Here is a 12,913-nt window from a genome sequence, read left to right as displayed (position 1 = left end):
CGAAACCACTTGCGATGCGCCGGTCTGGTGGCCTGAGCGGCGTGCCCAGAACCCGATCCCATCTCGAACTCGGCCGTTAAACACGCCAGCGCCTATGGTACTGTGTCTCAAGACACGGGAGAGTCGGTCGCTGCCAGACCCGCCCATCGCAAGACACGCATCCCCTCGACACAAAACACCGATCCGGCCCCGGATACACCGCCCACGCTCACACGGAGCCGGCGCCCCGGACCAGCCGCACACACTTGGCGCGGGGTGGAGCAGCCCGGTAGCTCGTCAGGCTCATAACCTGAAGGTCACAGGTTCAAATCCTGTCCCCGCAACCAAATCCCGACCCAAAAAACCCGCCGCGCTCACAAGCGCGGCGGGTTTTTCTTTGGCCAAACAGCCAGACGCCCGCCGTCCTGGGCCGCTTCGGCCTCTGATCGGTTCGGTCTGCGCGTCCCGATCCGCCTTCCAGAACCGAGGCATCTCGCCGGCCGGGCAAGGCACGCTTGAGTTGCCCTTCTCCACCTGTGATGGCGGCCCCCGTCACGTCCGGAGCCCACAAATCCCGGGTCATCAAGGCCGCGAAAGCTCTATAGCCTGTGTCACGGCGCGCCTTCGGCTGTAGAGGGCAGGCGGCGCAGGCAAGGAAGGACAATTCGGCAATATCGATTGCGCACAAGCGACGCCTTGGCGGGCATTACTCCTTGAGGTTGAGCGATCAAAATCACTCTTCTTGCGCTACTTGGGATCGTATACCCGAACTCCGAATTTAAGACTTGACCCATCTTCCGAATGCGATTGTATCAGGCGTCCGAATCGCGGCGCCGTGCTTGCGTTCTGGCGAGTTTCGTCATCACGAGAAGGCAGCGCACGAGACATGGCTCAGTCGAACGGCGGCTCTCTCCGCTTCGTCACCCTCGCCTCCGAGATCGTCTCCGCCTATGTGAGCCACAATCACGTGCAGAGCGCGGATCTGCCCGGCCTCCTCGACGAGGTCCACACGGCGATCCGGGGGATCTGCAACGCCGGCCAAAAGCCGCCGGCCGCCAAGGCGACCGCCCAGGAGATACGGCGCTCGATCTCTCCCGATTTCCTGATCTCGTTCGAGGATGGGAAGCCCTACAAGACGCTGCGCCGCCATCTCACCCTGCGCGGCCTGACGCCGGAGGCCTACCGGACGAAATGGGGCCTCGCCCCCGACTACCCGATGACGGCCCAGAGCTATTCAGAGCAGCGCTCGCAGCTCGCCCGCTCCCTGGGCCTCGGGCAGCCCCGCGGGGCTGTCGCCGAGCCCGCGCCGGTTCCGGCGCCCGCGCCCCAGCCCACCGGAAAGCGCCGGAGCCGCAGCAAGGAAGCCGTCTGACACCGATGCGATCCGCGTGCGGCGACGGTGTCGTCGGCCTGCCGCAATCGGCCTCGATAGCGTGAGGCCGCACGGTGCGCCTGCCTTCTCTCGGCCTGGACGGCGCACCCGCCCAGACGCCGGAGCCCCGCATGCTGACCCGCCTCGCCCTGCCCGCCCTCGTCGCAGCCCTGCTGGCTGCCAGCCCGGCCGCAGCGCAAATGGCGCGAACCGAGACCCGGGAGCCTGCGAAGGACGGTACCGCGAAGGCCGTGCCGCTCAGCAAGGCCGACGTGCAGCTCTCCTTCGCCCCCGTGGTGAAACGGGCCGCGCCCTCGGTGGTGAACGTCTACGCGTCCCACGTGGACAAGCGCTCCAGCGCCCGCACCAGCGCCATGGAGGAGTTCATGCGCCGCTTCTTCGGCGAGCCGGAGGGCGGCCGCGGCCCCCGGGGTGACCGGGCGCAGCGATCCCTGGGCTCGGGCGTGCTGGTCGATGCCGACGGCCTCGTGATCACCAACAACCACGTCATCGACAACATGAACGAGGTGCGGATCGCCCTCGCGGATCGCCGCGAGTTCGAGGCCACGATCGTGATGCGCGACACCCGCACCGACCTCGCGGTGCTCAAGCTCAAGGAGCCGCCGAAGGGCCTCGTGCCCATGCCGTTCGGCGATGCCGACGCCCTCGAGGTCGGCGACTTCGTGATGGCGATCGGCAACCCGTTCGGGGTCGGCCAGACGGTGACCCAGGGCATCGTCTCGGCGCTGGCGCGCACGCAGGTCGGCTCGGCGGACTACCAGTACTTCATCCAGACCGACGCGGCGATCAACCCGGGCAATTCCGGCGGCGCGCTGGTGGACCTGCGCGGCCAGTTGGTGGGCATCAACACGGCGATCTACTCGCAGTCGGGCGGCAGCCACGGCATCGGCTTCGCGATTCCCGTTGGCATGGTCAAGGCGGTGGTCGACGCCGCCCGCGACGGGGCGAGCGTCGTGCGCCGGCCCTGGCTCGGGGCGCGCATCCAGAGCGTCACCCCCGACATCGCCGACAGCATGGGCCTCGATCACCCGACCGGCGTGCTGGTGGCGAGCCTCCAGCCCAAGAGCCCGGCCGAGGAGGCGGGCCTGAAGCGCGGCGATCTCGTTCTCACGGTCGACGGCCAGGAGGTGGCCGACCCGGAGGCCTTCGGCTACCGCTTCGCCCTCAAGGGCGTCCAGGGCCAGGCCCGGTTCGGGATCCTGCGCGGCACGACCCGGCAGACGGTCTCGGTCAAGCTCGCTCCGGCTCCGGAGACGCGCCCGCGGGACGTGCTCAAGGTGAAGACCCGCTCGCCCTTCCTGGGCGCGACGCTCGTCAACACCTCACCGGCGGTCGCCGAGGAGATGCAGGTGGACTTCCCGGCCGAGGGCGTGGCCGTGCAGGCGGTGGACGAGAATTCCGTCGCCGCCCGGGTCGGGCTGCAGAAGGGCGACGTGATCGTGGCGGTCAACGGCGTGCCGATGGCGACCACCAAGGATCTCGACCGGGTCACCCGCAACAGCCTCAATTCCTGGGAGGTCGCGATCAACCGCAACGGTGAGATCCTGACTTCGGTGTTCGGGGGCTGATCCCGCGCGATCGCGGCCGGCCGGCTTGCGCCGGGGCTCGGCCCCGGTGTTGATGCGCGGATGTCCGACCTGTTCGCCTCCGCGGAGCCGCCCTCCGCGCCGGATCCCGGCCGCGCGTCCGGCCCCGAAGCCGCCCGCCCGCTGGCGGACCGGCTGCGTCCGCAGAGTCTCGCCGAGGTCGTCGGCCAGGAGCACCTGACCGGGGAGGGCGGGGCGCTCACCCGCCTGCTGCGCGGCCGCAGCCTCGGCTCGCTGATCTTCTGGGGGCCACCCGGCACCGGCAAGACCACGGTGGCACGGCTGCTCGCCCAGGGCACCGACCTGCATTTCGAGCAGATCTCGGCGATCTTTTCCGGCGTACCCGACCTGCGCAAGGTGTTCGAGGCGGCGCGCAGGCGCCGGGCGACCGGGCAGGCGACCCTGCTGTTCGTGGACGAGATCCACCGGTTCAACCGGGCGCAACTCGACGCCTTCCTGCCGGTGATGGAGGACGGAACCGTCACGCTGGTGGGCGCCACGACGGAGAATCCCTCCTTCGAGCTGAACGCCGCGCTCCTGTCCCGGGCCCGGGTCCTGCTGTTCCGGGCCCTCGACCCGGGCGCCATCGCGCGCCTCCTAGTCCGGGCCGAGGCGCTGACCGGTCAGGCCCTGCCGCTCACCGAGGAGGCCCGGGGCGTGCTGGTCCGCATGGCCGACGGCGACGGCCGGGCGGCCCTGACTCTGGCGGAGGAGGTCTGGCGCTCGGCGCAACCGGGCGAGATTCTCGACGCCGAGGCGCTCCAGGCGATCGTGCAGCGGCGGGCGCCGATCTACGACAAGGCGCAGGAGGGCCACTACAATCTCATCTCGGCCCTGCACAAGACCGTGCGCGGCTCGGATCCGGACGCGGCGCTCTACTATCTCTGCCGGATGCTCGATGCCGGCGAGGATCGGCTGTTCATCGCCCGCCGGCTGGTCCGCATGGCGGTGGAGGATATCGGGCTCGCCGACCCGCAGGCCCTGGTGGTGGCCAACGCCGCCAAGGACGCCTTCGACTTCCTCGGAAGCCCGGAGGGCGAACTGGCGCTCGCCCAGGCGGCGATCTATCTCGCCTGCGCGCCGAAATCGAACGCGGTCTACGAGGCCTACAAGGCCGCGACCCGGCTCGCCAAGGAGGCGGGATCCCTGCCGCCGCCGCGCACCATCCTCAACGCGCCGACCAAGCTGATGAAGCGGATCGGCTACGGCGAAGGCTACCGCTACGACCACGACGAGCCCGACGCCTTCTCGGGCCAGGATTACTGGCCGGACGCGCTGGGGCGCCAGCACCTCTACCAGCCCACGGAGCGCGGCTACGAGAGCCGCTTGGCCGAGCGCCTCGACAGGTGGGAAGCGCTGCGCAAGCAGCGGCGCGGGGAGGGGTAGGCGGGAGTCGGCGCCTCTCCAGCAGCCGGCCACGCTCGTCCTCGGCCTCGTCCCCGGCCTCGTCCCGAGGTGCCGGAGCGCGGCGGAGGCCTCGAAGGCGGGCTCCAGGGCTGGCGCGGCCGGCTGGAGGGCTCCTTCGAGGCAAGCTCGCCGGGCATCTCAGGCAACGTCCGGATCGGAGAGCTCGATCGTGACACGGTCACAGGTCGAGGGGCGCGTTGTCGATCACCTCCTTCATCACGAAGAAGGTCCGTGTCTGGCGCACCCCCGGCAGGCCGATCAGCGTGGCGCTGTGGAGGCGGTTGAAGTCGGCCATGTCGGAGACCCGGATCTTCAGCATGTAGTCGAAGTCGCCGGCCACGAGGTGGCAGTCGAGGAGCACGGGGATCGCCCGCACGGCGGCCTCGAATTCGGAAAAGCTCTCGGGGGTGGAGCGGTCGAGCACGACGCCGACGAAGACCAGGGTGCCGCGTCCGACCCGCATCGGGTCGATCAGCGCCCGGACGGCGCGCACGAACCCCTCGGCGAACAGGCGCTGGATCCGGCGGTGGCAGGTGGCCGCGCTGGTGCCGACCCGCTCGGCGATCTCGGCATTGGCCATGCGCCCGTCCGCCTGGAGGAGGCGGAGGATCTTCTGGTCGATCCGGTCGAGCCCATCGGACATGGCGGATTCTTTCAGTTTGACGGCAGAAACCGGAACGGTGCCCTATGATCCTGCTTAACAGCGGACGATCATCTCCTCCAAGGGCCGAAGATCGAGAGCACCTTTCAGACGGATTCGGATAGATATCTGCCGTGCTTCGGAGACGCCCCGGCCTGGTCCGGTGACTGCTCCGGATCCCCGCTTCGACGCAGCCGGCCGGACGGAGACCGCTCCTGCCCCGGCCGCGCCCCGAGACCCGGAGAGACCCGATGCTGGACAAATTCGAGCGCTATCCCCTGACCTTCGGCCCGACGCCGATCGAGCCGCTGAAGCGCCTGACCGCACATCTCGGCGGTGAGGTCGAGCTCTACGCCAAGCGCGAGGATTGCAATTCCGGCCTCGCCTATGGCGGCAACAAGCTGCGCAAGCTCGAATACATCGTGCCGGACGCGATCAAGAGCGGCGCCGACACGCTGGTGTCGATCGGCGGCGTGCAGTCGAACCACACCCGCATGGTCGCGGCGGTCGCCGCCAAGATCGGGATGAAGTGCCGGCTGATCCAGGAGGCCTGGGTGCCCCACGAGGACGCCGTCTACGACCGGGTCGGCAACATCCTCCTGTCGCGGATCATGGGCGCGCAGACGCAGCTCGTGGATGACGGGTTCGACATCGGCATCCGCGATTCGTGGAAGCGGGCGCTCGCCGAGGTCGAGGCCGAGGGCGGCAAGCCCTACGCGATCCCGGCCGGCGCCTCGGTGCACAAGTATGGCGGGCTCGGCTATGTCGGCTTCGCGGAGGAGGTGCGCAAGCAGGAGGCCGAGATGGGCCTGCGCTTCGACTACGTGGTGGTCTGCACGGTGACGGGCTCGACCCATGCCGGCATGCTGGTGGGCTTCTCGGCCGACGGGCGCGCGCGCAACGTCATCGGCATCGACGCCTCCTGCACCCCGGCCCAGACCAAGGCCCAGGTCCTCGACATCGCCCAGAACACCGCCGCCCTGGTCGGCGCGGGCGACATCGTGGCCGACGACGTGGTGCTCAACGAGGATTACGCCTACCCGGTCTACGGCGTGCCCTCGAAGGAGACCGTGGAGGCGATCCGGCTCTCGGCCCGGCTCGAGGGGATGATCACCGACCCGGTCTACGAGGGGAAGTCGATGCAGGGCATGATCGACCTCGTGAAGAAGGGCTTCTTCCCGAAGGGCTCGAAGGTGCTCTACGCCCATCTCGGCGGCGCCCCGGCGCTGAACGGCTACAGCTACACGTTCCGCAACGGCTGAGGCCGAGCCTGACAGCCGGGCCTTTCCCGCCCATCCCCCTCATCCTGAGGCGCCCGCGTCAGCAGGCCTCGAAGGAGCCCTCCTTCGCGGCTGCTTCGCAGCACCTCAGGATGAGGTGATCGGATGGGAGCCGCGACTCCTGCGTGCCGTCCCCTATATGGCGGTGCGGGATCCGCACCGGAGAGGGCAGGGATGATCGCACCGATGATCGCACCGGCACGCGCGCTGCTCCTGGCCACCCTCCTCACCCTCGGAGGCCCCGCCGCCCGGGCCGCCTCGGGGCCGGCCGTGGAGGCCGAGAACGGGATGGTGGTCTCCTCCCAGCGCCTCGCCTCGCAGGTGGGCGCCGACATCCTCCGGGCCGGCGGCAACGCCGTCGACGCCGCCGTGGCGGTGGCCTATGCCGAGGCGGTGGTGAACCCGTGCTGCGGCAATCTCGGCGGCGGCGGGTTCCTGGTGCTGCACGCCGCCGACGGGCGCAGCCGCTTCGTCAATTTCCGCGAGACCGCCCCGGCGGCCGCGACCCGGGACATGTATCTCGACGCCGCCGGCACCGTCGTGAAGGGCGCGAGCCTGCGCGGCTGGAAGGCGGCCGGCGTGCCCGGAACCGTGCTCGGCCTCAACACCGCCCTCGCCGAATACGGGACCCTGCCGCTGGCCCGGGTCCTGGCACCCGCGATCGCGCTCGCCCGGGACGGGTTCGTTCTCACGCGGGGCGACACCGATATCCTCGAATCCGGCACCAAGCTGTTTTCCGCTCAAGGGAACGTCGCCCGCATCTTCCTGCGCCCCGACGGCAGCCCCTGGCGGCCCGGGGATCGGCTGGTCCAGGCCGACCTCGCCCGCACCCTCCAGGCGATCGCCGACCACGGCTCGGACGCGTTCTACAAGGGCGCGATCCCGGACGCCGTGGAGGCGGCGTCGCGTGCGGGCGGCGGCCTCCTGACGGCTCCCGACTTCGCCGCCTACACGGTGACGCAGTCCGAGCCGCTGACCTGCCGCTACCGGGGCGCCACCATCCTGTCGGCGCCCCCGCCCTCGTCGGGCGGCACCACGCTCTGCGAGATCCTCAACATCCTCGACGGCTACGACCTGCGGGCCGCCGGGTTCAACGCGGCCCGGACCGTACACGTGATGGTCGAGGCGATGCGGCGCGCCTATGCCGACCGCAACCTGCTGCTCGGCGACCCGGCCTTCGTGGAAAACCCGGTCGACCGGCTCCTGTCGCCGGCCTACGCGGAGACGCTCCGGGCCTCGATCCGTCCGGACCGGGCGACCCCGTCGGCGGAGATCCGCCCGGATCCGGCCCTGGAGACGCGGGAGCGGGCCGAGACGACCCATATCTCGGTGATGGACAAAGCCGGTAACGCCGTCTCGCTGACCTACACGATCAACGGCTATTTCGGCGCCGGGGTGATCGCCGCCGATACGGGCTTCTTCCTGAACGACGAGATGGACGACTTCACGGTCAAGACCGGGGTTCCGAACCTGTTCGGCCTCGTGCAGGGGACGAAGAACGCGATCCAGCCGGGCAAGCGCCCGCTCTCGTCCATGGCGCCCACGATCGTGCTGCGCGACGGCAAGGTCGCGCTAGTGGCCGGCTCGCCGGGGGGATCGCGGATCATCACGATCAACGCGCAGACGCTGATCAACATGCTCGATTTCGGCATGGAGCCGCAGGAGGCGGTGGACGCCCCGCGCATCCACCACCAATGGCTGCCCGACACCGTCTACGCCGAGCCCTTCGCGCTCTCGGCGGACACGCAGGGCATCCTGCGGGGGATGGGCCACACGATCGTCGAGCAGAAGCCCTGGGGCGCGCAGGAGCTCATCGCGGTGCGCGGCGCCGCACCGGTGGCCCCGGAGGCGGCCTCCTCGGGCAACGACGCCTCGCGCACCGAGCGGATGCGGCCGGGCCTGCTCTACGGCGCCAACGACAACCGGAGGCCGGCCGGCGCGGCGATCGGAGACTAGGGGATTTCCGAAGGGCTGCGCCCTTTGGCGGGTTTCGGAGGCGGAGCCCCGACATTCGGGCGAGGCCCGACACCAGGGCTCCGCCCTGGACCCGCAAAGGTCGACGACCTTCTGAAACCAGGATTTCAGCCCTGCCCGGCCTCCCGCGCCACCGCCCGGAACCCGATATCCCGTCGGCAGAAGCCTTCCGGCCAGTCGATCCGGGCCACCGCCGTGTAGGCGCGGGCCTGGGCGTCGGTGACGCTGTCGCCGAGCGCCGTGACCGCCAGCACCCGGCCGCCATCGGCCAGAAGCTGCCCGTCCTCGGCGCGGGTTCCGGCCTGGAACACGTAAACCCCGTCGCCCTCCGCGGCCTCGACGCCCCGGATCACCGAGCCGCGGACCACGGCCCCCGGATAGCCGGCCGCCGCCATCACCACGGTGAGGGCCGCCCGATGGGAATCGAATTCCAGGCTCACGCCGGACAGGTCGCCCTCGCAGGCCGAGAGCAGGGCCGGCACCAGATCGGAGGCGAGGCGCGGCATCAGCACCTGCGCCTCGGGATCGCCGAAGCGGGTGTTGTACTCGATGAGCTTGGGGCCGTCGGCGGTGAGCATCAGGCCGGCATAGAGGATGCCGGTGAACGGGCAGCCCCGGGCCCGCATGCCCGCGAGCGTCGGGCCGATGATCTCGGCCATGACCCGGGCCTCGATCTCCGGCGTGACCACCCGGGCGGGGGAATAGGCACCCATGCCGCCGGTATTCGGCCCGCGGTCGCCGTCGAAGACGCGCTTGTGGTCCTGGGCGGTGCCGAGGGAAATGGCACGCGTGCCGTCGCACAGGGCGAAGAAGCTCGCCTCCTCGCCGAACAGGCATTCTTCGACCACCACCTCGGCGCCCGGTTCCGCGAAAAGGGCGGTCAGCGCGTCCTCGGCCTGGTCGAGGGTCTCGGCCACGGTGACGCCCTTGCCGGCGGCGAGTCCGTCGGCCTTCACGACGATCGGGGCCCCCCGCTGGCGGACATAGGCCAGGGCCGGCTCGAGGTCGGTGAAGCGCGCGAAGGCGGCGGTCGGAATGCCGCAGGCGGCGCAGAGATCCTTGGTGAAGCCCTTCGAGCCCTCCAGCCGGGCGGCGTCGCGGGTCGGCCCGAAGGCGCGGATCCCGGCGGCCTTCAGATCGTCCACAAGCCCGGCGACCAGGGGCGCCTCGGGCCCGACCACCACGAGGCCGATCGACTCCACGGCGCAGAAGGCGGCCACGGCCGCGTGGTCCGTGACGGAGAGGTCCGGGCGGTTGATCCCGTGGCGGGCCGTGCCGGGATTGCCCGGCGCCGTGAACAGGCGGGTGCAGAGCGGGCTCTGGGCCAATCGCCAGGCCAGGGCGTGCTCGCGGCCGCCGGAGCCGATCAGCAGGATATTCATGCGCACGCCATCATGGGCCCAGCTTCTGGGCGAAGCGTGCCCGCGGGAAAAGGTTTTTTTCGGGCTTTCCCCGCTCTGCCCGGATATCCCGGCCGCGCAGCCGCCGATTCAGCAGCCGATGCAGACGCTCGTGTTGACGCCGCCGCCGCGCCGCACGACCCCATGGCGGCCGATATGGCGGCCCGCGCGAATGCCCCGGTAGGGCAGGTAGGGTCCGGAGGCGTCGAACTGGACGTTGCGCTGGATCGTCTGGTTCAGCGTGTTGAAGTCCGAGATCCGCTGCTGGTTGAGCGCGCGGATCTGGCCCTGCAGGGCGAACGAGGTGTTGGCGGCGTTCGGGTCGTTCTGCTGCACCTGCGCCCAGGCAGTGCCCGCCGGGAGGGCGAGCGCCAAAGCGAGGAGCGCGCGGGACGCGGCGTGCATGGGGCCCTCCGTGCGGGGAACGAGCGGTCTCGCAGGGTCGACGCGCCAGGATCGGTCCGGGTTCCGGGCCGCGTCAACCCGGCACGACCGGGGATTTGGTCTCCGGCAGGGCCTCCACCAGCTTGGGGTCCAGCCCGGTATGGGCCTGCACCAGGGGGTGCGGGGTGAGCGCCAGCCACTGGGTCAGGGAGATGTCGGCGTAGCGCGGGCTCTTGAACATCTCCAGGAAGGTCAAGGTCGTGTCACCGGTATTCTCGATGTAATGGCCCATGGCGAAGGGCACGTAACCGACGTCGCCGGCCTGGTAGTCGAAGGTGCGCGCCTTCGATTCGGAGCCGAACACCGTCATCCGGCCCTGGCCGGAGAGGTAGTATTGCCACTCGTCGCCGTTGGGGTGCCAGTGCAGCTCGCGCAGGCCGCCGGGCTCGACCTCGACCAGCGCCGCGGCGATCGTCGCGGAAGCCGGGAACACCGTGGAATCGGTGATGCGCACGCTCCCGCCCCTGGTGCGGACCGGCTCCTGGGCCAGCATCTTGTGGCTGAAGGCCTTCGGCACCGGACCGGAGCCGCCCATCCTGTCGGCCGAGAGGGGACCGGGCTGGGGGCCGGGGAAGATGTAGAGCTCCTTCTCGGGGATCTTGGCGAAGGCGCTCTCGGGCAGGCCGAAATTCCTGGCGAGCACGTCCTTCGGCGTGTGCGCCAGCCAGTCGGTCAGCAGGAAGGTGGAATCCTCCGAGAAGCCGCCGTCGTCGAACACGAGCAGGAACTCGCAGCCGTCGATCCCGTCGGCGGAAAGCCCCTGGATCGAGTGCGGGATGCCGCCCGGGAAGTACCAGAGGTCACCCTCGCCGACATCGTCCGCGAAGGTGCGCCCGTCCTGATCGACCGCGGTGATCCGGGCCCGGCCCTTGATCATGTAGGCCCACTCGGATTCCTTGTGCCAGTGCATCTCGCGGACCGCACCGGCCTTGAGCCGCATGTTGACCCCCGCCATGGCCTTCGAGACCGGCAGCTCGCGGATCGTGGTCTGGCGCGCCCAGCCGCCCGCCTCCAGCCGCATGTGGCTGTCGCTGAATGACCATTTCAGGTTCGGCATCGTGCCGTGGTCGGTGGCGGGCGGGGCCAGGGTGAACGGCTCCTCCGCGGCCCGGGGCCGGTTCTGCGGGCCCAGGATGTCGGCGCCCTTGCCGCCGCGCTCGGGGCCCGGCGCGGCCGGCCCGGCGGATTGCGCCGCGGCGGAGGACGCCGCCAGCGCGCCGCCGGCGGCTGCGATGACGGCGCGCCTGGAGATCTCGGTCATCGTGGATCGGTCCCTGCGTCAGTGGCAGGGAAACCGGTCGCGTGCTCGGAGGATCCGCGGACGGGCCGCACTGTGCGCTGCGGCATCTCGCCCGGAGCCCGCGCGCGGTCTATGCATTGAGTACGGCGCATTGAATACGGCACTGCACGCGTCCCGGCCGGGCGCCGAGGCGGCGGTTCAGGCGCGGCGCGACCCGAGGGCGAGGATGGCGGACCGGGACAGTTCAGCCGCGGACGGAACCGGCCCGCCCGCGCGCGGCCGCCGGTGGCTCGCCCTGCTGGCGCTGGCGGGCCTCGGCCTCCTCGGATACCGCCTGTGGCCGGAAGCGTCCCGGGCGGCGAGTCCGCCCCCGGCCGCCGAGGCGAAGCCGCCGACCGTGCGGGTCGCCCTCGCGGCCAGGGCCTCCGATACGCTGAGCCTGACCCAGACGGGCACCACCCAGGCTTTCGATACGGCGAGCCTCTATCCGCGGGCGACCGGCTACATCGTCGCGCGCGAGGTCGATCTCGGCTCGCACGTGAAGAAGGGCGACCTGCTGTTCCGGATCAGCGCGCCCGACCTCGACCAGCAGCTGGTCCAGGCGCAGTCGCAGGTGCTGCAGCTCCAGGCGGCGCGGATCCAGGCGCGGGCGATGGTGGACCAGGCCGAGGCCAACCGCCACCTCGCCGACGTGACCAACCGGCGGACCTCGACCCTGGCCGGCACCGGGGTCGAGACCCGGCAGAACGCCGACACCTCCCAGGCCGGGGTGCTGGCGCAGACCGCCAATGTCGACGCCGCCAAGGCCGCCGTGAAGGTCGCCGAGGCCAACATCGCCGCCCAGGAGGCCCAGGTCGCCCGCCTGAAGGTCCTGACCGGCTTCGAGGAGATCCGCGCGCCCTTCGACGGGGTGGTCACGGCCCGCAACAACGACGTCGGCGACGCGGTGACGGCGGATACCAACACGGGGGCGCCACTCCTGACGCTGGCGCGGGACGACGTGCTGCGCATGGCGGTGAACGTGCCGCTCTACGCCGCCGACGGCGTCAGGGACGGGCTCAACGCCAGGGTCGAGGTGGCGCAGATCCCCGGGAAGGTCTTCCCCGGCACGGTCTCGCGCTCGTCGACGACGCTGCTCTCCGCCGCCCGCACGCTGGTGACGCAGGTCGACATCCCCAACCCGGACGGCGCGCTGCGGGCGGGCCTCCACATCACCATCACGCTGGAGATTCCGCGGGCCGCGCCCGCCGTGACGGTGCCGAACGACGCCCTGATCTTCGACCAGAACGGGACCCGCGTGGCGGTGGTCGAGACGGAGGCCGACGGGAGCACCGTCGTGCGGATGCGCCCGGTCACGATCTTCCGCCAGACCCGGACGGCACTGGAGTTGCGGTCGGGCTTGCGCGGAGGCGAGCGCGTGGTCGTGGGCCCACCGGCCGGCCTGCGCGACGGCGACCGGATCGCGCCGCAGCCGGAGGGTCGGACGGGGGCGTGAGAGCCAGCCCGGGCGTAGGGGAGCCGCACCGATCGTCCTGGCGAGCGGGGCGACGCCGACCGGCCCCGTCGCCCC

The 12,913-nt window shown here is 70.8% G+C and carries 10 protein-coding genes, 1 tRNA gene and 1 rRNA gene; 8 read left to right on the top strand and 4 right to left on the bottom strand.

Annotation, left to right across the window (positions count from 1 at the left end):
• The first annotated feature begins 23 nt into the window (after positions 1 to 23).
• The 5 genes from rrf to BLT59_RS25580 all read left to right on the top strand — a co-directional run bounded on the left by rrf (position 24) and on the right by BLT59_RS25580 (position 4,344).
• Positions 24 to 139 (top strand): 5S ribosomal RNA (rrf, locus tag BLT59_RS25600).
• Positions 140 to 249: 110 nt separating this feature from the next.
• Positions 250 to 326 (top strand) — tRNA-Met (locus tag BLT59_RS25595).
• 539 nt (positions 327 to 865) lie between these two features.
• Positions 866 to 1,351, top strand: coding sequence for a Ros/MucR family transcriptional regulator (locus BLT59_RS25590; RefSeq protein WP_091787535.1), 486 nt, complete (start codon positions 866 to 868; stop codon positions 1,349 to 1,351).
• A gap of 131 nt (positions 1,352 to 1,482) precedes the next feature.
• Positions 1,483 to 2,940, top strand: a complete 1,458-nt coding sequence (locus tag BLT59_RS25585; RefSeq protein ID WP_091787532.1) for a Do family serine endopeptidase — start codon at positions 1,483 to 1,485, stop codon at positions 2,938 to 2,940.
• Between the two features lie 60 nt (positions 2,941 to 3,000).
• The gene (locus BLT59_RS25580; RefSeq protein WP_091787529.1) at positions 3,001 to 4,344 is read left to right on the top strand and encodes a replication-associated recombination protein A; all 1,344 of its coding nucleotides are present in this window, start codon (positions 3,001 to 3,003) and stop codon (positions 4,342 to 4,344) included.
• Between the two features lie 199 nt (positions 4,345 to 4,543).
• Here the strand turns inward: BLT59_RS25580 and BLT59_RS25575 are convergent, their stop codons facing one another.
• Positions 4,544 to 5,008, bottom strand: coding sequence for an Lrp/AsnC family transcriptional regulator (locus BLT59_RS25575; RefSeq protein ID WP_091787526.1), 465 nt, complete (start codon positions 5,006 to 5,008; stop codon positions 4,544 to 4,546).
• Positions 5,009 to 5,256: 248 nt separating this feature from the next.
• On the opposite strand from BLT59_RS25575, the gene BLT59_RS25570 reads away from it, so the two are divergent.
• Together BLT59_RS25570 and ggt are read left to right on the top strand one after the other, a co-directional pair.
• Positions 5,257 to 6,267: a 1-aminocyclopropane-1-carboxylate deaminase gene (locus BLT59_RS25570; protein ID WP_020095545.1), complete on the top strand. Its 1,011-nt coding sequence runs from the start codon at positions 5,257 to 5,259 to the stop codon at positions 6,265 to 6,267.
• 204 nt (positions 6,268 to 6,471) lie between these two features.
• Positions 6,472 to 8,241 (top strand): gamma-glutamyltransferase, encoded by a 1,770-nt coding sequence (gene ggt / locus BLT59_RS25565; RefSeq protein WP_091787549.1) that lies wholly within the window; start codon positions 6,472 to 6,474, stop codon positions 8,239 to 8,241.
• Between the two features lie 125 nt (positions 8,242 to 8,366).
• On the opposite strand, the gene purD is transcribed toward ggt, so the two are convergent.
• The 3 genes from purD to BLT59_RS25550 form a co-directional block, all read right to left on the bottom strand.
• Positions 8,367 to 9,641, bottom strand: coding sequence for a phosphoribosylamine--glycine ligase (gene purD, locus BLT59_RS25560; protein ID WP_091787523.1), 1,275 nt, complete (start codon positions 9,639 to 9,641; stop codon positions 8,367 to 8,369).
• A 108-nt stretch (positions 9,642 to 9,749) separates the two neighbouring features.
• On the bottom strand, positions 9,750 to 10,064 hold the full coding sequence (locus BLT59_RS25555; protein WP_091787520.1) for a hypothetical protein: 315 nt from the start codon (positions 10,062 to 10,064) through the stop codon (positions 9,750 to 9,752).
• A gap of 73 nt (positions 10,065 to 10,137) precedes the next feature.
• Positions 10,138 to 11,364: an oxalate decarboxylase family bicupin gene (locus BLT59_RS25550; RefSeq protein WP_091787517.1), complete on the bottom strand. Its 1,227-nt coding sequence runs from the start codon at positions 11,362 to 11,364 to the stop codon at positions 10,138 to 10,140.
• Between the two features lie 205 nt (positions 11,365 to 11,569).
• Here BLT59_RS25550 and BLT59_RS25545 point away from each other — a divergent pair, with 205 nt between their 5' ends.
• A complete protein-coding gene (locus tag BLT59_RS25545; protein ID WP_091787514.1) occupies positions 11,570 to 12,838 on the top strand; it encodes an efflux RND transporter periplasmic adaptor subunit in 1,269 nt (422 codons plus the stop codon).
• The last annotated feature ends 75 nt before the right edge of the window (positions 12,839 to 12,913 follow it).

The sequence above is a fragment of the Methylobacterium sp. UNC378MF genome, from assembly GCF_900103195.1.
GTDB lineage: Bacteria > Pseudomonadota > Alphaproteobacteria > Rhizobiales > Beijerinckiaceae > Methylobacterium.
This window is presented reverse-complemented; position numbering and strand designations above follow the sequence as displayed.

What these genes read in the sequence shown, in the direction of transcription:
- BLT59_RS25590 (WP_091787535.1), top strand. Translation starts at nt 866, where the DNA reads ATGGCTCAGTCGAACGGCGGCTCTCTCCGCTTCGTCACCCTCGCCTCC.
- BLT59_RS25585 (WP_091787532.1), top strand. Translation starts at nt 1,483, where the DNA reads ATGCTGACCCGCCTCGCCCTGCCCGCCCTCGTCGCAGCCCTGCTGGCT.
- BLT59_RS25580 (WP_091787529.1), top strand. Translation starts at nt 3,001, where the DNA reads ATGTCCGACCTGTTCGCCTCCGCGGAGCCGCCCTCCGCGCCGGATCCC.
- BLT59_RS25575 (WP_091787526.1), bottom strand. Translation starts at nt 5,008, where the DNA reads ATGTCCGATGGGCTCGACCGGATCGACCAGAAGATCCTCCGCCTCCTC.
- BLT59_RS25570 (WP_020095545.1), top strand. Translation starts at nt 5,257, where the DNA reads ATGCTGGACAAATTCGAGCGCTATCCCCTGACCTTCGGCCCGACGCCG.
- ggt (WP_091787549.1), top strand. Translation starts at nt 6,472, where the DNA reads ATGATCGCACCGGCACGCGCGCTGCTCCTGGCCACCCTCCTCACCCTC.
- purD (WP_091787523.1), bottom strand. Translation starts at nt 9,641, where the DNA reads ATGAATATCCTGCTGATCGGCTCCGGCGGCCGCGAGCACGCCCTGGCC.
- BLT59_RS25555 (WP_091787520.1), bottom strand. Translation starts at nt 10,064, where the DNA reads ATGCACGCCGCGTCCCGCGCGCTCCTCGCTTTGGCGCTCGCCCTCCCG.
- BLT59_RS25550 (WP_091787517.1), bottom strand. Translation starts at nt 11,364, where the DNA reads ATGACCGAGATCTCCAGGCGCGCCGTCATCGCAGCCGCCGGCGGCGCG.
- BLT59_RS25545 (WP_091787514.1), top strand. Translation starts at nt 11,570, where the DNA reads ATGGCGGACCGGGACAGTTCAGCCGCGGACGGAACCGGCCCGCCCGCG.